The 20,970-nt window shown below is 33.9% G+C and carries 17 protein-coding genes; all 17 read left to right on the forward strand.

All coding sequences use genetic code 11. The features are described from left to right. Positions 1-87: 87 nt before the first annotated feature. The 17 genes from FPG59_RS01715 to FPG59_RS01795 all read left to right on the forward strand — a co-directional run bounded on the left by FPG59_RS01715 (position 88) and on the right by FPG59_RS01795 (position 20,962). A complete protein-coding gene (locus FPG59_RS01715; RefSeq protein ID WP_086452889.1) occupies positions 88-1,023 on the forward strand; it encodes a carbohydrate kinase family protein in 936 nt (311 codons plus the stop codon). Between the two features lie 86 nt (positions 1,024-1,109). Further along, positions 1,110-1,535: a CBS domain-containing protein gene (locus FPG59_RS01720; RefSeq protein ID WP_086452890.1), complete on the forward strand. Its 426-nt coding sequence runs from the start codon at positions 1,110-1,112 to the stop codon at positions 1,533-1,535. 154 nt (positions 1,536-1,689) lie between these two features. Next, positions 1,690-3,978: an NADP-dependent malic enzyme gene (locus FPG59_RS01725; RefSeq protein WP_086452891.1), complete on the forward strand. Its 2,289-nt coding sequence runs from the start codon at positions 1,690-1,692 to the stop codon at positions 3,976-3,978. Between the two features lie 94 nt (positions 3,979-4,072). Continuing rightward, positions 4,073-4,654 carry a Holliday junction branch migration protein RuvA gene (ruvA, locus tag FPG59_RS01730; RefSeq protein ID WP_086452892.1) on the forward strand — a complete coding sequence of 194 codons (582 nt, stop codon included), beginning with the start codon at positions 4,073-4,075 and terminating at the stop codon, positions 4,652-4,654. 25 nt (positions 4,655-4,679) lie between these two features. Then, complete coding sequence (gene sprA, locus FPG59_RS01735; protein ID WP_086452893.1) at positions 4,680-11,819, forward strand: cell surface protein SprA; 7,140 nt, start codon at positions 4,680-4,682, stop codon at positions 11,817-11,819. Between the two features lie 92 nt (positions 11,820-11,911). Next, positions 11,912-12,292, forward strand: a complete 381-nt coding sequence (gene gcvH / locus FPG59_RS01740; protein ID WP_086452894.1) for a glycine cleavage system protein GcvH — start codon at positions 11,912-11,914, stop codon at positions 12,290-12,292. A gap of 55 nt (positions 12,293-12,347) precedes the next feature. After that, positions 12,348-12,680 (forward strand): VanZ family protein, encoded by a 333-nt coding sequence (locus FPG59_RS01745; protein WP_217875822.1) that lies wholly within the window; start codon positions 12,348-12,350, stop codon positions 12,678-12,680. Positions 12,681-12,840: 160 nt separating this feature from the next. Next, positions 12,841-13,584, forward strand: a complete 744-nt coding sequence (deoC, locus tag FPG59_RS01750) for a deoxyribose-phosphate aldolase (RefSeq protein ID WP_086452896.1) — start codon at positions 12,841-12,843, stop codon at positions 13,582-13,584. Between the two features lie 18 nt (positions 13,585-13,602). Further along, positions 13,603-15,726: a gliding motility protein RemB gene (locus FPG59_RS01755; protein ID WP_086452897.1), complete on the forward strand. Its 2,124-nt coding sequence runs from the start codon at positions 13,603-13,605 to the stop codon at positions 15,724-15,726. A gap of 105 nt (positions 15,727-15,831) precedes the next feature. Beyond that, positions 15,832-16,734: a heme o synthase gene (gene cyoE / locus FPG59_RS01760; RefSeq protein ID WP_086452898.1), complete on the forward strand. Its 903-nt coding sequence runs from the start codon at positions 15,832-15,834 to the stop codon at positions 16,732-16,734. Between the two features lie 2 nt (positions 16,735-16,736). Beyond that, on the forward strand, positions 16,737-17,324 hold the full coding sequence (locus FPG59_RS01765; RefSeq protein WP_086452899.1) for a cytochrome c oxidase subunit 3: 588 nt from the start codon (positions 16,737-16,739) through the stop codon (positions 17,322-17,324). Between the two features lie 42 nt (positions 17,325-17,366). Then, positions 17,367-18,344 (forward strand): cytochrome c oxidase subunit 3, encoded by a 978-nt coding sequence (locus FPG59_RS01770; protein WP_086452900.1) that lies wholly within the window; start codon positions 17,367-17,369, stop codon positions 18,342-18,344. Positions 18,345-18,365: 21 nt separating this feature from the next. Further along, a complete protein-coding gene (locus FPG59_RS01775; protein WP_086452901.1) occupies positions 18,366-18,716 on the forward strand; it encodes a cytochrome C oxidase subunit IV family protein in 351 nt (116 codons plus the stop codon). Positions 18,717-18,789: 73 nt separating this feature from the next. Next, positions 18,790-19,431, forward strand: coding sequence for a hypothetical protein (locus FPG59_RS01780; protein WP_086452902.1), 642 nt, complete (start codon positions 18,790-18,792; stop codon positions 19,429-19,431). Positions 19,432-19,436: 5 nt separating this feature from the next. Then, on the forward strand, positions 19,437-20,123 hold the full coding sequence (locus FPG59_RS01785; RefSeq protein ID WP_086452903.1) for an SCO family protein: 687 nt from the start codon (positions 19,437-19,439) through the stop codon (positions 20,121-20,123). A 2-nt stretch (positions 20,124-20,125) separates the two neighbouring features. Beyond that, entirely contained in the window at positions 20,126-20,710 is a 585-nt protein-coding gene (locus FPG59_RS01790) for a DUF420 domain-containing protein (RefSeq protein ID WP_086452904.1), read from the forward strand. A 15-nt stretch (positions 20,711-20,725) separates the two neighbouring features. Continuing rightward, positions 20,726-20,962, forward strand: a complete 237-nt coding sequence (locus tag FPG59_RS01795; RefSeq protein WP_086452905.1) for a hypothetical protein — start codon at positions 20,726-20,728, stop codon at positions 20,960-20,962. Positions 20,963-20,970 lie beyond the last annotated feature (8 nt).

The following is a 20,970-nucleotide window of genomic DNA, read 5'->3' on the forward strand; positions in this document are numbered from 1 at the left end:
GGGTTTTGTATTGCACATGGAGCGCAGCTGCAACCGTAATGTTGCATCAAAGTATTTACAGTGATTTTAAATATTTAGTTTAAAAAAATGAAAAAATCTATTGATATAATTTGTATTGGGGAAGTTGTAATTGATTTTATAGGTCATCAAATTGACACTTCAATAAATAGAACTAAAGATTTCCATCGATTTTTAGGTGGATCCCCTACAAATGTTGCTGTTAATGCAACAAGATTAGGCTTGAAATCAGCTTTAGTGGCCACTTGTGGTCAAGATGGATTAGGAGAGTATATCGTTCGTAAATTGAAGGCTAATAATGTCATTACTTCCTACGTTAAAAAAATTGATGATAAGCCAACTTCGGTAATATTTGTTTCTAAATCTACGGGGACCCCTGATTTTATTCCTTTTAGAGAAGCTGATTCTCAAATTGACCCGAGCCAGATTACAGATGATTTACTTGAAAGTGCTAAAATTTTTCATACAACATGTTTCGCACTAAGTAAAGAACCTGCTCGTACCACAATTCTTGAAAGCGCTAAAAGAGCAAAGCAATTGGGATTGAAAACAAGTATCGATATTAATTTTTCGGAACGAATTTGGAAGGATAGAGAGGAAGCTAAATTGGTATTGAAAGAGTATTTAGCAACGGATCCATTAGTAAAACTAAGTGAGGATGATTGCTACAGGCTGTTTTCAGAAGCAAAAACCGAAGATTTTATCTTTGAATATTTTCATAACCTAGGTGCTTCAACAGTTTGCTTGACAAAAGGAAAAGAAGGAGTGGTTTTATCAGACAAAGAGTTTGGGCTTTTTCATCAAGAATCAATTCCAGTTCTAGAAATAAAAGATGCCACGGGAGCTGGTGATGCATTTTGGACAGGCTTTCTATATGCGCAACTTTTGAATAAAAATTTTAATGATACTATTACGATAGCTCAAAAACTTGCAGTTCTGAAATTGCAAAATGTCGGTAGACTTCCTACTAATATTGATATTGGTTCATTTATAGAATTAGATTAGCTAATTGCGCAAAGATATTCTTATTGCAATTTATATCCTTTTATGTTTATTTTTTATAACTTTATCATTCACTAAATGAATTGATTATGACAGTAAACCAAATTTTAAGCACAAAAGGGAAAGAGGTATTCTCTATACTATCAACCCATACAGTCTACGAAGCTCTGACCATTATGAGTGAAAAAAACATTGGAGCCATCCTCATTATTGAAAACACAGAACTAAAAGGAGTTTTATCGGAGCGGGATTATGCCAGGAAAATTGTTTTAAAAGCAAAATCTTCAAAGAAAACATTTGTTCATGAAATTATGGAGACAAATGTGGTGACCGTAAAACCAACAGATAATTTGGATTTTTGTATGGAATTAATGAGTACAAAAAGAGTGCGTCACCTGCCCGTTTTAGAGAATGATATTGTAATAGGAGTTATATCCATAAGTGATGTTGTAAAAGCAATAATAGAGTTGCAAAAAGATACCATACAGCATTTAAACACTTATATTACACAGTAAATTAATATTTTATAACAAAGAAATAGCTGCATTTATATGCGGCTATTTTTGTTTCTAAGGTAATAAATTAGCCCAAAATTTGAAAAGAATAGTATAAAAGCTGACTTTTTAAACCAAGTCTTCTATCTTTGTAATCTAGAATAAAAGCAAAAAAATGGACAAAAATAACAAAAGAAGAGAAGCATTATTATACCACGCTAAGCCTACTCCAGGAAAAATTCAAGTTGTTCCAACAAAAAAATATGCCACACAAAGAGATTTGTCACTAGCATATTCTCCAGGAGTTGCTGAGCCATGTTTAGAAATTGCAAAAGATATCAATAACGTTTACAAATATACCGCCAAAGGAAATCTAGTAGCCGTAATTACAAACGGTACCGCTGTTTTGGGTCTAGGGGATATAGGTCCCGAAGCCTCAAAACCAGTAATGGAAGGAAAAGGTTTGTTGTTTAAAATTTTTGCAGATATTGATGTTTTTGACATTGAAATAGGAACGAAAGATATAGAAGAATTCATTCAAACGGTTAAGAATATTGCTCCTACTTTTGGAGGAATTAATCTAGAGGATATCAAAGCACCAGAATCTTTTGAAATAGAAAGACGTTTGGTTGAGGAGTTAAATATTCCCGTAATGCATGATGATCAACACGGAACTGCTATCATCTCATCAGCTGCATTGTTGAATGCGCTTGAACTTGCTGATAAGAAAGCCGAAGATGTAAAAATGGTGGTTTCAGGAGCAGGATCGGCGGCACTTGCTTGTGCTGATTTATACGTTTTATTGGGCGTAAAAGTTGAGAATATTTTCATGTTCAACAGCAAAGGTTTGTTGACAAGTGACAACCCAAGTTTGTCTGAACTGCAATTAAAATATGCAAAAAATATCCCTTCAATGTCTCTTGCCGAGGCTTTAGTAGATGCTGATATTTTTCTAGGATTGTCTACAGGAGGGTTAATGTCTCCAGAGATGCTGCTTACAATGGCTGATAATCCTATCGTTTTTGCTATGGCAAATCCAGATCCAGAAATTGATTATAATGTAGCTATTGCAACACGTAAAGATGTTATTATGGCCACAGGAAGATCAGATTTTCCTAACCAAGTTAATAACGTTTTAGGTTTTCCTTACATTTTTAGAGGAGCTCTAGACGTACGTGCTACCAAAATAAATGAGGCTATGAAAATGGCTGCTGTCAAAGCACTTGCTTTATTGACTAAGGAATCTGTTCCAGAACAAGTTAATGTGGCTTATGGAGCTACAAAACTTAATTTTGGTAGAGATTACATCATTCCAAAACCTTTTGATCCAAGATTAATATCTATTGTTGCACCGGCTGTAGCCAAAGCAGCTATGGAGTCTGGCGTAGCATTAAACCCTATTACAGATTGGAAAAAATACGAAGAAGAATTGAACGATCGTTTGGGTAACGACAACAAAATGGTTCGTTTGATTACCAATAGAGCCAAGATGGATCCAAAACGAATCGTTTTTGCCGAAGCTGATCATTTGGATGTTTTAAAAGCAGCTCAAATAGTACACGAAGAAGGTATTGGTTTCCCAATTTTACTAGGGAACAAAGAAATTATATTGGAATTGAAAGAAGAAATAGGCTTTGATGCTGATGTGCCTATTATTGATCCGAAAATTAAAGAGGAAGAGTCAAGAAGAAATAAATTTGCCTCGACGTACTGGTCTACAAGACAACGTCGCGGTATTTCACTTCTAGATGCTCAAAAACTCATGCGCGAAAGAAATTATTTTGCAGCTATGATGGTCAATGAAAATGAAGCCGATGCACTGGTAACAGGACATTCTAGAAGTTATCCATCTGTAGTGAAACCTATGTTACAACTGATTGATAAAGCAGCTGGCGCTTCAATAATTGCTACAACAAATATGATGATGACGGCTCGTGGGCCAATGTTTTTATCAGATACTGCAATAAACATCAACCCGTCAGCAGATGATTTAGCCAAAATTGCAATCATGACTGCTAAAACTGCTAGAATGTTTGGAGTAGAACCAGTAATAGCTATGGTGTCGTTTTCTAATTTTGGATCTTCATCAAATGAGAATGCTTCAAAAGTACGTGAAGCTGTAGCCTTTTTGCATAAGAATTATCCAGACATGATCATTGATGGAGAAATTCAAGCCGACTTTGCTTTAAACCCTGAAATGTTAAAAGAGAAGTTTCCATTCTCTAAACTAGCTGGAAAAAAAGTAAATACTTTGGTTTTCCCAAATCTAGAATCGGCAAATATTACGTATAAACTATTGAAAGAACTTAACAAAGTAGATTCTATAGGACCGATTATGTTAGGAATGGGCAAACCGGTACACATTTTTCAATTAGGAGCAAGTGTTGAGGAAATGGTAAATATGGCAGCAATTGCAGTGATTGATGCACAAGAAAAAGCCATTAAGAAAGCCAAACAAATTTAATTTAATGCATTGTAAACAAATTGTAGCATAATTTTTTATCAGAAATTTATGCGTGTACAAATTTTGTTATATTTGGAACTATTTTATATACATCATGATAGCACACTTACAAGGGAAACTCGTAGAAAAATCGCCAACACATATTGTCATTGATTGTGGGGGCGTAGGCTACCATATAAATATTTCCTTACATACATATTCATTATTACCCAATACCGATTTTATAAAAGTATATACGCATCTTCAAATTAAAGAAGATGCGCATACACTTTTTGGGTTTATTGAAAAATCTGAAAGAGAAATTTTCAGACTCTTATTGTCTGTTTCAGGTATTGGCGCAAGCATTGCTAGAACAATGTTGTCCTCACTTGATCCCAAACAAATTACAAATGCCATAGGATCGGCAGATGTAGTAACTATTCAATCTATTAAGGGAATTGGTAGTAAAACAGCACAGAGGGTGATACTTGACCTCAAAGAAAAAGTATTAAAACTTTATGATTTAGACGAAGTTTCTATGTCTCAAAGCAATACAAATAGAGATGAAGCGTTATCAGCATTGGAAGTATTAGGTTTTGTACGAAAAAGTTCAGAAAAAGTTATCGAAAAAATCGTCAAAGAAAATCCAGATGCTACCGTTGAATCGATTATCAAACAAGCTTTAAAAAACCTATAAAAGGGATTTAAGAAACAGGAGTTATATGCATAAAAATTGTATTTTTTGGCTTGTTCTATTATGTGGTTACATATTGCATGCTCAAGTTAAAGAGGGAACTCAGGATACGGTAAGTAAGGGTTTCTCTAAGGGGAAATTACAGCTTAAAAACCCACCAAGTATACTTTCATCATATACGTATGATCCAGCTATTGATAGGTATGTATACACAAGTTCTTTTGACGGGTTATCTATAAATTACCCTATCATATTGACTCCCAAGGAATACGAGAAATTAGTTTTGAAAGAGTCAATGCGCAACTATTTTAAAACAAAAGTAGATGCCATAGACGGTAAAAAAGAAGGTAGCCAAGACGCAAAAAAAGATTTATTACCGCGATACGTTATCAAATCAGGTTTGTTTGAATCTATTTTTGGTAGCAATACCATTGATGTAAAACCTACAGGATCTGTTGAAATGGATTTAGGTTTGCGTTTTACAAAACAAGATAATCCTTCATTTTCTCCTAGAAACAGGTCTAATCTTTCCTTTGATTTTGATCAAAGAATCAGTATGAGTTTAATGGGGAAAGTGGGAACAAGACTTAATGTAAATGCTAATTATGATACTCAATCTACATTTGCATTTCAAAATTTAATAAAACTAGATTACGCACCTACAGAGGACGATATCATTCAAAAAATAGAAGTAGGAAATGTTAACATGCCTTTAAACAGTTCTCTTATTCGTGGAGCTCAAAGTTTATTTGGTTTCAAGACACAATTGCAATTTGGTAAAACAACTTTTACCGGGGTATTCTCAGAACAAAAATCACAAACAAAAAGCGTAGTTGCTCAAGGTGGAGGTACCATTGAAAACTTTGAAATGTTTGCTTTAGATTATGATAGTGACCGTCACTTTTTCTTATCGCAATATTTTAGAGACAGGTATGATAAGTCTCTTGTAAATTATCCTTTTATAGATAGTAGAGTTCAAATCTCAAGAATTGAAGTTTGGGTTACCAATAGACAAAATAGGGTAACTACAACCAATAATAATTTGAGGAACATTATTGCTATTCAAGATCTAGGTGAAGCCCAAATCACAGGTATTCCAGATAATGAAGTTGTTGTGTTAGACCCGTCTACAGGAATTTTTAATGCTCCTGCAAATACGCCATCAAATAACGCAAACAATGATTATGATCCAGCTCAAATTACTACTGGAACTGGTTTGTTAAATGCTAATATTAGAGAAATTGCTACTTCAAGTTCAGGTTTTAATACCACCGTTAGCGAAGGTCAAGATTATTCTAAGCTTGAGAATGCTAGAAAATTAAACCCAAATGAGTTCACCTTTAATCCGCAACTTGGATTTATTTCTTTGCAACAACGTTTGGCAAATGATGAGGTTTTAGCAGTGGCTTACGAATATAGCATTGGAGATCAAGTGTATCAAGTAGGGGAGTTTGGTAATGATGGTGTAGATGCCACTGTGGTTACAGGGAACACACCTGCAACGCAAGCCATTATTTCTCAAAGTTTGATATTGAAAATGCTGAAAAGTAATTTAACCAATGTTAAAAACCCCATTTGGAACTTGATGATGAAAAACATTTATCAAATACAAGGTGGATATCAATTAAAACAAGAGGATTTTAGATTTAATATTTTATACGCAGATCCTTCTCCAATAAATTACATTAGTCCGGTTGCAGGAACTCCATTCCCAGTAAATCCTGATCCCGATTCAAAAGTAGCCGAAACTCCTTTATTAAAAGTATTTAATTTAGATAAATTAAATTTCAACAACGATCCTCAAGCCGGAGGAGACGGTTTTTTTGATTTTATACCTAGTTTAACAATCGATGCGCAAAACGGTCGCATCATGTTTACCACTAAGGAACCTTTTGGGGAATTATTGTTTTCTAAATTGTCTAATTCTGCTATTGAAGATTATAGAAATCTAGCGACCTACAATGATAACCAGCGTAAATATGTGTTTCAAAGCATGTATCGTAACACGCAAGCAGGTGCGTTACAAGACAGCGATAAAAATAAATATCTATTAAGAGGAAAGTATAAATCTAGCGGAAGCGATGGAATCTCTATTGGTGCGTTTAATGTGCCACAAGGTTCTGTGGTAGTTACCGCTGCAGGAAGACGCTTAGTAGAAGGTATTGATTATAGTGTGAATTATCAATTTGGTCGTTTACAAATTCTTGATCCATCGCTTTCAAACACTCCTATAGAAGTATCCTTAGAGAACAATTCTGTTTTTGGTCAACAAACCAGACGTTTCATAGGATTGAATGTAGAGCATAAAATATCAGATAATTTTGTGGTAGGGGGGACATTTTTAAAAATGACCGAGAGACCTTTTACACAAAAATCAAGTTTTGGTCAAGAGTCTGTAAACAATACCGTTTTTGGGTTGAATACAAATTACTCTACTCAAGTTCCTTTTTTGACCCGCTTGGTCAATATGTTGCCAAATTTAGACACTGATGTACCATCTAATTTATCCATAAGAGGTGAAGTTGCATTTTTAAGACCTGATACCCCAAAAGCAGATCAGTTTCAAGGAGAATCTACTATTTATGTAGATGATTTTGAAGGTTCTCAATCTACAATTGATATGCGGTCGCCGCAGGCTTGGAGTTTGTCTTCAACACCAGAAAGAACAGCAACAAGTTCGTATGATTTTAATGGTAGCGCAACCAATTTGAGCTATGGTTTTAAACGAGCAAAACTGGCTTGGTATGCCATTGATCCTATCTTTTATACACAAAGGCCAACCGGAGTTTCTGATGATGATTTGTCATTCAATAAAACAAGAAGGGTTTTTAGTAGGGAATTATATCCCTTAACTGATATAGCTCAAGGGCAAACACAAGTAATAAGCACGCTGGATTTAACTTATTTTCCATCAGAAAGAGGACCTTACAATAATAATAGTGCTTTGGATGCTAATCCTACTGAAAATTTTGGTGGAATTATGAGAGCTCTTAATTCTACAAACTTTGAACAAGGAAACGTAGAGTACATTCAGTTTTGGGTTTTAGATCCATATGTGGGGAATGGCCCTGCACCACAATCTAATACAGGAAAGATTTATTTTAACCTAGGTGAAATTTCCGAAGATATTTTAAAAGACGGTCGTAAACAATACGAAAACGGATTAGGGCCTGGTCAAGTTGTAGTGACTCCAAGACCGCTTTGGGGAGAAGTTCCTGCCTCACAATCCTTGATTTATGCATTTGATACAGATGTGAATAACAGGCAAAATCAGGATGTAGGTCTTGATGGTTTGTCAAATTCTAACGAAGGATCTGTGTATACAAATTTTGCATCAGAGCTTGATCCAGCAGCAGATGATTATGCTTTTTATTTGAATGCTAATGGTACAATAATAGACCGATATAAAAATTATAATGGCGTTGAAAATAACTCGCCAGTTGATATTAATTCCGCTAACAGAGGTTCTAGTACTGTACCTGATGTTGAAGATATTAATAGAGATAATACCATGAATACTATCAATGCCTACTATGAGTACAGTATTGATATGCGCCCAGGAATGAATATAGGTCAAAATTATATTACAGACATTCGTAATACCCAAGTAACCTTGCCTAACGGTTCTACTACTGATGCAAGATGGATACAATTTAAAATACCAGTTTCTCAGCCTGAAAATGTTATAGGTTCCATCTCTGATTTTAGATCCATTCGATTTATGAGAATGTTTATGACAGGTTTTAATGATGAGGTTACAGTACGTTTTGGTGCACTTGACCTTGTGCGTGGAGAATGGAGACGTTACACTAATGCGCTTGATTTTAATGACCTAAATCCTGATGATGATGGCACTAATTTAGATGTTCTTGCCGTTAACATTCAAGAAAATAACGAGCGTTGTCCTGTAAATTACGTTACTCCACCAGCGGTTCAACGGGAACAATTATTTAACAACAACACTGTAATCAATCAAAACGAGCAATCACTTGCTTTACGTGCTTCGGGAGACGGGTTAGAGCCACAAGATTCTAGAGCAGTTTTTAAAAATGTAAGTATAGACATGAGGCAATTTAATAAATTGAAAATGTTTTTACATGCTGAATCACTGCCTAATGAGATTGCATTAAGCGATAATCAAATGGTAGGTTTTATCCGTTTTGGAAATGATTTTAATCAAAATTTTTATCAAATAGAGATTCCATTAAAAGTTACAGTACCCTCTGGCGGTAATACTTCAGATTGTGGTGCTTTAAGTCCAGAACTAGTTTGGCCATCCGAAAACGAAATAGATTTACCACTTGAATTATTGACTAGAATGAAAATTCTTGCCATGAAAGTAAATCCAAATACACTTCCGCTGGATGGGATTTATTATCCAGATAGTGATGTATCTCTTCCTGATGGCGACAAATCCACTACGCTTAAGTTAGGGATAAAAGGAAATCCTAATTTTGGTTTGGTTCGAACACTTATGGTGGGTATAAAAAACAATGATCCTCTTAATGACATAAAGGGTGAGGTTTGGTTTAATGAATTGCGTTTGGCCGATATGGATAATAAAGGCGGAATGGCTGCTGTTTTAAATGTTGATACTAATCTTGCTGATTTTGCTACCGTATCTGCATCGGGTAGAAAAACGACAATAGGTTTTGGTTCCCTAGAGCAAGGACCAAATGAGAGAAGTAGAGAGGACATTCAGCAATACAATATTGTAACCAATGTAAATCTAGGGAAACTATTGCCGCAAAAATGGGGAGTGAATTTACCGTTCAACTATTCTGTAGGCGAAGAAACTATCACTCCAGAGTACGATCCATTTAACCAAGACATTAAGTTGAAGCAGTTGTTAGAAAACACCACAAATCAAAATGAAAAAGATAATATTGCAAACAGAGCAATTGATTATACTAAAAGAACAAGCATCAATTTTATTGGAGTAAAAAAAGAACGTCAACCAGAACAAAAACAAAGAGTGTATGATCCTGAGAATTTCACTTTTTCTCAGTCTTTCAATCAAGTAGAACGTCATGATTTTGAAATAGAAGATTATGTAGATCAGCAAGCTAATTCGGCGGTGGATTATGCTTACACTTTTAAAACAAAACCTGTTGAACCCTTTAAAAAATCAAAGTTTTTAAATAAAAGTAATTATTGGAAAATGTTGAGCGATTTTAATTTTAATTATTTACCGTCAACCATTTCTTTTAATACGAATATCAATAGACAATACAACCGTCAACAATTTCGTCAAGTTGAGGTAGAGGGTATTGGTCTTGACCCTTTATTTAGAAGAAATTTTGCTTTTAATTATCAATATGGCTTTAATTACAACCTTACAAAATCATTAAAACTGAATTACACAGCATCTTCAAGTAATATTGTGAAGAGTTATCTCAATGAAGATAATGAACCTATTGATAGTTTTACAATATGGGACAGGTATTGGGATATGGGTGATCCTAACCAGCACATGCAACAATTAGTTGTAAATTATGAATTGCCTATTAACAAGATTCCGTTATTTAGTTTTATTAAAGCGACCTATTCTTATACGGGAGATTACAGCTGGCAACGAACATCTAATGCGTTGTCACAAATTACAATTGGAGGACAAGACTTTAATTTAGGAAATACCATTCAAAATGCGAGTTCAAGTAATTTGAATGCTAGCTTAACTATGGAAACTTTGTACAAGTACTTGGGAATTTCTAAAACGAGTAAGAAACCAGCACCTAAACATAAGACAGGCCCGCCTAAACCGGGGGAGAAAATTGTTAATACAAATGTTGCTGCTGCTACTGCTAAAAACGGAATTTTTGTAGATGGATTGATAGGAATGCTTACTAGCGTTAAAAACATTCAGGTAAACTACACGCATAATAGCGGTACTGTTTTGCCAGGTTATACTCCTGGTTTAGGTTTTCTAGGTTCTTCTAGGCCTTCGTTGGGCTTTATTTTTGGCAGCCAAGACGACATTCGTTTTGAAGCTGCAAAAAATGGGTGGTTAACAAATTATCAAGATTTTAATCAAAATTATACTCAGGTAGATAATAAAATTTTGAAGGCTACAGCCAATGTGGATTTGTTTCCGGATATGAAAATAGATTTAACTTTTGACAGAGCATTGTCACAAAATGATTCTGAGCAATATGATGTTTCGAACGGGATATACAATCCAAGATCGCCTTTTAGTACAGGAATTTTTTCTATATCTACGGTATTGATCAAAACGTCTTTTTCGGCAAGTGATCAAAACTCATCACAAGCATTTGATGATTTTAGAGAAAACAGACTCGCGGTTGCCAATAGATTAGCCACGGCTAGGGGAATAAATATTAACAATCCGGCAAATCTTGACGGTGAAGGTTATCCAAAAGGTTTTGGAAAAAACAATCAAGCCGTTTTGTTACCCGCTTTTCTTGCTGCTTATTCTGGGAATGATGCAGGTGGCGCTTCATTGGGTATTTTCAGGAATTTACCACTACCTAATTGGGCCATTAAATACAATGGTCTGATGCGCTATTCTTTATTTAAGAAAAATTTCAAGCGCTTTTCTTTGTTACATAATTATAGAGCTTCCTACACTATTAATGCGTTCCGTTCTAATTTTGAATATGACAAAAATCCAAACGGAATAGATGCAAGTGGCAATTTTTTTAATAAAACTATTATGTCTAACATCAATTTAGTTGAACAATTCAATCCTTTGGTTCGAATGGATTTTGAGCTTAAAAGTTCGCTAAAAGTACTTACTGAAGTTAAGAAAGATAGAGCGCTATCAATGAGTTTTGACAATAATTTATTGACTGAGGTTAAGGGGCTTGAATATGTTGTTGGACTTGGATACAGGTTTAAAGACGTGATTTTTTCTTCAAGATTGGCTGACAATCCAACGGGAGTTATAAAGAGTGATATCAACCTATCCGCAGATGTAACGTATAGAAACAATGAAACTATAGTACGTTATTTGGATTATAACAACAATCAGCTGGCAGGAGGACAAAACATTTGGACCGTAAAAGTTAAGGCTGACTATGCTTTTAGTAAAAACTTGACAGCCATTTTTTATTACGATCACTCTTTCTCAAAGGCTGTTATATCAACTGCTTTTCCACTTACCAATATCCGATCTGGATTTACATTGCGTTATAATTTTGGAAATTAATTTTTAAATTCTAATCGGTAATTGAAAAGAAGATTGTTACATTTGTCAATAAATTCAAAAAAAATAAAAACTAATAAATAATTACAATTTAAATGAACATACCTGCAAATTTAAAGTATACAAAAGACCACGAGTGGGTTAGTATAGAAGGCGATATCGCAACAATAGGAATCACTGATTTTGCTCAAAAAGAATTAGGTGATATTGTTTATGTAGAAGTTGAAACTTTAGATCAAACACTTGATAAAGATGAGGTTTTTGGTACAGTAGAGGCAGTAAAAACAGTTTCGGATTTGTTTCTTCCTCTTGCTGGCGAAATCATTGCTTTTAATGATGACTTAGAGAGCAATCCTGAAAGTGTAAACTCAGATCCTTATGGAGCTGGATGGATGATCAAAGTAAAAGTGGCGAATGTTGCTGATTTTGACTCTTTACTATCAGAAGAAGCGTATAAAGAATTAATTGGTGCTTAAAAAAATATATCCATGGGCGCTAGTACTCTGGATAGGAACTATAACTTTTTTTTGTTTGGCAACCTTTAAAAGTGTGCCATTAGGAAGCGTTTCTAATTTAGATAAAATCGTACATGCATTTTTTTATTTGATTTTTACAATTCTGTTTTACCTTTCTGTTAAAAATAGCTTCTCAAATACGAGTAGTTTTAAAGCAATGGCATTATCGTTTTTTTGCGCGGTTTTGTACGGCATATTAATAGAAATTATCCAAGATAAATTTACAGCTACACGCCATGCTGATATTTATGACGTTTTAGCAAATACTACTGGAGCAACTATTGCGGTACTACTAATTTACTTTTCAAATAAAATACTATCATCAGAATCAAAAAAAATCTCACACTAGTGGGATTTTTTTTTGAAATGAAGTCATTCGATTTTTTTTAAAATAGAGTTCTGGAGCATTTATAGCACCCCTTTCAAATTGTAACTTTTAAGTGTCCTTAGTGTGGAGATAAAATGTATTTTTGTAAACAAGTTTAGTAAAATCAATAATCAAGACGACTATGGATATTAAGCAATATTTAGATGCAACCTATTTAAAAACTGCAGAACAAGCTGGCCTAACTCCAGAAGAGAATACAGTTGTTGTGAAAAAAAATGTTCAAGAAGCAATAGAGGAGGGTTTTAAACTAGTGATGATAAGGCCAGATATGGTTTCACTAGCAAAAAAAATGATAATTGATGCTAATGCGGTCTTGCAAGTAGGAACTGTTATTGATTTTCCTAATGGCGAATCCTCAGTTGAAGATAAATTAGAAGAAGCCCAAATAGCCATTCAAAATGGAGCTGATGATTTGGATTTTGTGTGCAATTATAAAGCGTTTAAAAATGGTGAAATAGATCTTGTCAAGCAAGAAATATTTGAATGTACACAACTTGGTTTAGATCATAATAAAGTGGTTAAGTGGATAATTGAAGTAGCAGCTTTAACAGATAAAGAGATTATTCAGATTTCTAGTATGATTAAAAATGTAGTGGTGACTGCTTTTAGTCAAGAACAATTCTCACGTGTTTTTGTAAAATCATCTACAGGTTTTTATGAAACAGAAGCAGGTGTGCCTAATGGAGCAACGCTACATACCATAAAAATAATGTTAGATAACGCTTCACCTTTGCCAGTAAAAGCAGCTGGTGGCGTGCGTACTCATGAAGAGGCGGTAACAATGATAAATCTTGGTGTGAAAAGAATAGGGACTTCAGGAGCTAAAATAATTTCCGATGGTCAAAAGGCCATAATGGGATACTAAATTGTACAAATATTAAGGATGAACAAAGTATTAATAACACTGCTATTTTTATTTTCTATTGTAAGTGCAACTGCACAAGACAACTCTAATAATGAAAACCGTCCAGTCAATTCGTCAGAACGTTTTCCCGTGTTTGAGGAGTGCAATTCCAAACAATCTAAGGAACTAGAAAATTGTTTTTACAACCAAGTGCAAAGCTATATTACTTCTAATTTTAATGTACCTCAAGAATTAGTTTCTTCTAATTTCAAAGGGAATATAAAAGTGCTTTTTGAAGTAGACTCAAACGGAATCTTTAAAGTTATTCATGTAGATGCAAATGAGGAGAAACTTATTTTAGAAACCAAGCGTGTTTTTGATAAAATGCCTAAAATTCAACCTGCAACATATAATGGGAGTGCTACTTATTCCAGATTTACCTACACAATTGCGATTCCTTTGGTAAACAATGTTGTGTCTGACAAAGTTTCTTTGGCGAAAGCCAAATCCAGCATTACAAAAGATAAAACTTTGTCAGAACTTGATAGCATCGTATATAAAAAATTCGATAATCCAGAATTAGTAAGTCAATTGAATATTCCATTTTCGCATAGTTATTATGCACAATTTGATGCAGCGTTAAATCAAATGGGGAGTAATAATCATACAGCTTCAAAGCCATTTACATTCGCAGAAGTATCTAAATATTACAATCTTAAAACAGTGCAAGCATCTCTAATGAAGAAAACTTCAAGCTGGTGGTCTCGAAAATTATGGAATGAGAACATGGTTGCCATTCAAGGAGAAGGATATTGGTTTACACTTAATCCTATTGTAGATTTACAATTGGGGAAGGCTAGTAAAAGCAGTGATGCATACACTTATGTAAACACAAGAGGACTTAATTTTAGAGGTGCTATAGGGAAAAATATTCATTTTACAACAACTGTTTTTGAAAGTCAAGGGCGTTTTGCTCCTTATTATAATGCTTATGCGGCTTCTATAAAGCCGGCAGGTGGTAATCCCGCCATAATTCCTGGAATAGGAATTGCTAAGGATTTTAAAACAACAGGTTTTGATTTTCCTTCGGCAGATGCTAATTTGACTTTTACCCCAAGCAAACATATTGATATGCAATTGGGCTATGGCCGAAATTTCATTGGAGATGGATATAGATCGTTACTAGAAAGTGATGGCGCCAGTCCATACCCATATTTTAAATTGAATACAAATTTCTGGAAGATCAAGTATACCAATACCTATATGTGGCTCAAAGACGTGCGTCCTGAGGTGACTCTTGAACGTACCTATGCAACTAAGTTTATGGCCAATCATTATTTGAGTTGGAACGTGTCAAACAAGTTGAATTTAGGTTTCTTTGAATCGGTGGTATGGACAAATACGAATGATAGAGGGTTTGATGTGAATTTTGTTAATCCATTAATTTTTTACAGATCGGTCGAGTTTACGTCTTCGGCAAGAAGTGGGAATGCGGTTTTGGGTTTAACTTTTAAATACAAATGGAACAACCAGATCAATTTTTATGGACAGTTTATCCTAGATGAATTTTCATTGAATGATGTCAAAGAGGGAAATAACAGTTGGAAAAACAAGTATGGGTATCAGTTAGGAGCAAAGTATTACAATGCTTTTGATGTAGAGAATTTAACATTGCAATTAGAATACAATCATGTAAGGCCTTATGTCTATTCTCATAGTATGCCAATTACAAATTACGCACACAACAATCAAAGTTTAGGGCATCAATGGGGAGCAAATTTTAGCGAGTTAATCTTTTTAGCTCGTTATCGAAAAGAGCGATATTACGCTGACGCAAAATTTACAATGGGAACTAGAGGTTTTGATTTTGACACTGCCACAAATGGATTTAATTATGGAGGCAATATCTATAAAGATTACGACGAGAAAAGGCCTTTTGATTCAGATGTAAAAGTAGGTCAAGGTAATAAAACAGCAGTTTTTATTGCAGATCTTCAAGCTGGTTACATAGTTAATCCTTTGACAAACTTAAAGATATTTGCAAGCTATATCTACAGATCATTTGATCCAGTAGCAGCTACTACAATTGCACAAAATCAAAATACAAGTTGGTTTAGTTTAGGTGTTAGAACCGATATTTTCAATTGGTATTTTGACTATTAATAGAAGGTCATTTATTTTTATACTTTTTTGTGAATTGTTTTTTGTCAAATCCCTTTTGATAGCCTACTTTTGCATAAGTTTTTAGAAATAAAATAAATAGTAGCATTGAGCGCATCACAAAGTACACTTTCATTAAAATCAGTTTACATAGACTTCAGGGAAATCACAAAAGCACGATTAGCGGTTAGTGTCGTTTTTTCGTCTGTTGCGGGTTTTATGTTGGGTATTTATGATTTTCAGTCTTTAGATTGGATGGTTTTGTTAAAACTTGCAATTGGCGGATATTGCATGGTAGGTGCTTCAAATGCTTTCAATCAAATAATAGAGAAAGATCTTGATGCTTTAATGGATCGTACCAAAGGTAGGCCTGTTCCAGCTGGAAGAATGAGTCAAACTACCGCGCTTTTAATTGCAATTTTCTTAACTATCATAGGTCTAGTGCTTTTATATACTATAAATGGAAAGTCGGCCATGTTTGGTGCTATCTCTATATTTTTATATACAAGTGTTTATACACCATTAAAAACGATGACTTCTTTGTCTGTTTTTGTAGGTGCTTTTCCAGGAGCAATTCCTTTTATGTTGGGTTGGGTTGCTGCAACTGGTGAATTTGGTATCGAAGCAGGAACCTTGTTTTTGATTCAGTTTTTTTGGCAATTTCCTCATTTTTGGGCTATTGGTTGGTTCTTGTATGAAGATTATGAGAAAGCAGGTTTTTTTATGTTACCAACGGGAAAAAAAGATAAAGGAACAGCGTTGCAAGTGATTTTATATACCGTTTGGCTCATATTAGCTTCATTGTTGCCAGCTTTTGGATATACGGGTAGGTTGTATATAACGCCTATTGCAGCAGGAATTGTTCTCGTATTAGGATTATGGATGTTGTTTTATGGTGTTAAGCTTTATCAATTAAGAACTGCAAAAGCAGCTAGAACACTTATGCTTGTAAGTGTTACCTACATTACATTATTACAATTAGTATACATATTTGATAAATTTTTAAGATAGTTATGGAAATGACAATGACGGCCGAAGAGCAAAAATCCAGAACAAATAGATCCTATAAATTGATCCTTTTGTTCGCAATGGCAAGTATGACCATGATGTTTGCGGGACTCACAAGTGCTTTTGTAGTGAGTAAATCAAGAGCAGATTGGTTGAAAGATTTTCAATTACCACCAGCGTTTTATTACAGTACTGCTGCTATTATAGGTTGTAGTGTAACATTTCATTTGGCAAAAAAAGCAATACAAAAGAACAATAATAGCACCACAACAATGTATTTATTAGCTACATTGGGACTTGGTATTTTATTTGTAATTTTACAATTTGTAGGTTTTGGACAAATAGTAGAAAGCGGTTATTATTTTACTGGTAGCGGGAGTTCAATTACAACTACATTTCTATATGTAGTAACGGTAGTTCACCTTATTCACCTTGCTGGAGGTGTGATTTCGCTTTTAATTATAATTTATAATCATTTTAAACAAAAATACAATTCATCTCAAACCCTTGGTATAGAACTTGGTGCAATGTATTGGCACTTTCTGGACTTATTGTGGGTTTATTTGTTTTTGTTTTTATATTTCTTTAAATAAGAAAAAAACGTAAATTTGGGAACTTTTTAACGAATAACTTTTATGGAAGCGACAGTTACTACTGCAAATAGTGAAGAAAAAACTTGGGGAGGCGGCAATGAGCCAATGGGAGCAAGTTACGGCAAATTAATGATGTGGTTTTTTATCGTGTCAGATGCCTTAACGTTCTCTGGATTTCTAGCGGCGTATGGTTTTTCTAGATTTAAATTTATTGAAACATGGCCATTGGCTGATGAAGTGTTTACTCACTTTCCGTTTTTACACGGAGTTTCGGCGCCAATGTATTATGTGGCATTAATGACTTTTATTTTGATTTTCTCGTCGGTAACTATGGTTTTAGCCGTAGATGCTGGTCATCAAATGAAAAAAGATAAAGTTGTTTTGTACATGTTCTTGACCATCATTGGAGGTCTTATCTTTGTTGGTTCTCAAGCTTGGGAATGGAAAAACTTTATCAAAGGAGAGTACGGAGCAATTGAAACAAAAGGGGGTAGTTTGCTTCAGTTTGTTGATAAAGACGGAAAACGTGTTGCACTTGCTGATTTTGCAGTGACTTTACCTGAAGAGCGTGAACAGCTTAAAAGAAACAAAGCTAAATGGTTCATGGAAGAAGGAGAATTGCCATCTTACTCTGTTGCCGAGGTACAAGCTGGTTTCAAAGCTCACCCAGATTTATTGATTAGAACTGAGGTTATCAATGCAAACAAACAAAAAACTATCCTTACTAGAAAAGATTCTGAGGCTAGACTTTCTCAGGCACATTATGTTGTAGAGGGTGCTAACTTAATCAGAAACGAATACGGAAGTAAACTTTTTGCTGATTTCTTCTTTTTTATTACTGGATTTCACGGATTTCACGTTTTCTCTGGAGTAGTTATCAATATTATTATCTTTTTCAATGTACTTTTAGGTACATATGATAAGAGAAAAAGTTATGAAATGGTAGAAAAAGTAGGTCTATATTGGCACTTTGTAGATTTAGTTTGGGTATTTGTATTTACAGTTTTCTATCTAGTTTAATTTCTAAAAAAAATTATTATCATGTCACACGAACACGCATCAAACGTAGGTAGAATCTGGAAAGTATTCGGAATATTATCTGCTGTAACTATAGTAGAAGTTGTTTTAGGTATTTTTAAGCCAGAAGCACTTCACATGAATAATCTAATGGGTATGAACCTGCTTAACTGGATATTTTATTTGCTTACAATTTACAAAGCATATTATATCGTTTGGGCTTTCATGCACATGGAAGGTGAAAAAAGCTCATTGAGAAATGCAGTAGTTTTTCCACTTATTTTTCTGGTATTATACATTCTTTTTATCTTTTTGACCGAAGGGGATTATATTTATGAGGTTTTTAAAAACTCCACTATTAAATGGAATTTTTAACAAGATATTAATTCAATTAAAGGGTACGCATTGCGTACCTTTTTTTATTTTTGTACTATATATTTAAAATGTGATGAAAAAAAATATTGTCCTGTTTGTACTTTTTATTTTGCCTATAGTTGCTTATTTGTTTTTTGCTTCTGGAGTTAATGGGTATACTAAATTACCTATTATTACTCCTAATACTGCTGATTTTGGTCCTTGGAAAACTTTAGACAGCAAACCTATAACATTAAATGGTAAAGTCACCATTTTAGGTTTTTCAGGTTCTGAGTTATTAAAAAATAGAGGTAACCTTTTTAATTTAAATCAAAAAATTTACCAGCGTTATCATGAATTTAAAGATGTTCAGTTTGTAATGATATGCCCTTCTGGAACAGAAAGTGACGCTAAAAAGGTAGTTGATGCTTTAGGTGCTTTTACAGATGTTGCTCAATGGAGATTTGTCTTTGCTTCGCCAGAAGATATTACAACATACTATTCTCAATTAAAATTAAAGGATCAACTAGATGATAAATTAGGTACGCCAAAGGTTTACATCGTGGATAAAAAAAGAAATTTACGAGGACGAAAGTTAGTCAAAGATGAGATGGAAGGTTATAATACGTTTCATCCAGCTGAACTAAGTAATGAAATGCTCGATGATTTTAAGGTTATCTTGTATGAATACAGAGCTGCTCTTAAAAAGAATAACAATGCAACTAGAAAAATTTAATTGTTATGTTTAAAAACAAATCATACATCGGAATTTCATTTGTTATTTTAGTATTTGGTATTTATGCCATTCCTAAAATTGTAGAGCGTATTAAGAACGATAAAGTCGTACAAGGCGACCGCCTTGATTATGTAAATCCAGAAGTTATAGAGGAAGGAAAACTTTTGAAAATAGGTGCTGCACCTAAGTTTGAATTAATAAATCAAGATAATGTTAAAATCACTAATGAGACATACAAAGGTAAAGTATATGTTCTAGAGTTTTTTTTTACAACTTGCCCTACTATTTGTCCTAAAATGAATGAAAGTATGTTGCTTATTGAGAAAAAATTCTTTGGTAATCCTAACTTTGGAATCGCTTCAATAACTATTGATCCTTTGACGGATACTCCTACAGTATTAAAAGCACATTATGATTTGTTAGGAATTAGATCTAAAAATTGGAATTTTTTGACTGGTGAGAAAGATTATATTTTTAAGTTGGCTAATAAAGGTTTTAACTTGTATGCTGGCGAGAATAAAAAAGTGGCTGGAGGATTTGAACATTCGGGTTTATTTGCATTGATTGATAAAAACGGAAACATTCGTTGTCGTAATGATGAATTTGGTAATCCTATTTTATATTATGATGGGCTCGATAAAAAAGGAGTTAGAAACCTACAACAAGATATTAATATTTTATTAGAAGAATAGATATGAAAAACAATTCCTTAGAACAAAAATTCAATAAATACATCATTGCTGTTTCTATAGTTATACCTGTTGTGGTAGCTATTTTATTTAAAATTAAACTAAAAGATTTTGGAATTGATGTAGCACCTTTATCTTTTTTACCGCCTATTTATGCAACTACAAATGGTATTACAGCGGTTTTACTTGTAGCTGCTGTTGTAGCTATTAAAAACGGGAATAGAAAATGGCATCAGTATTTTATGACTACAGCAATTGCTTTATCGCTTGCTTTTTTAGTGATGTATGTTGCGTACCACATGACCAGCGACTCTACTGTTTTTGGTGATATTAACCATAATGGCATATTAGAGGATTCAGAAAAGGGGAGTGTAGGATCTTTACGTATTGTGTACTTATTGATTTTGGTAACGCATATCATTTTATCTATTGCTATTATTCCTATGGTTTTGATTACTTATGTACGAGCAATAGGTCAAGATTTTGTGGCCCACAAGAAGATTTCGAAAATTACTTTTCCTATATGGTTATATGTTGCGGTTACAGGAGTGGTAGTTTATTTGATGATTTCGCCGTATTACGTTTCTTAATTTATAAGTAGAAAGATGAAATTACATAACAATAGTTATATGAAATTTTTGGGTTTTTTACTGGTATTTTTCATGACTGCCAGTATGAGTGCGCAGTGTGCCATGTGTAGAGCTGCGCTTACTAGTGGTGATAACACTACTCAAGCTGCAGCGGTAAATGACGGTATAGTTTACCTAATGGTTATTCCTTATTTACTGGTTGCCATCATTGGTTTTTTGATTTATAAAATGAAGAAAAATAAAGCTTCATAGTTTATAAT

It is taken from the genome of Flavobacterium sp. FPG59, from assembly GCF_002150205.1.
In the GTDB taxonomy this organism is placed as follows: domain Bacteria; phylum Bacteroidota; class Bacteroidia; order Flavobacteriales; family Flavobacteriaceae; genus Flavobacterium.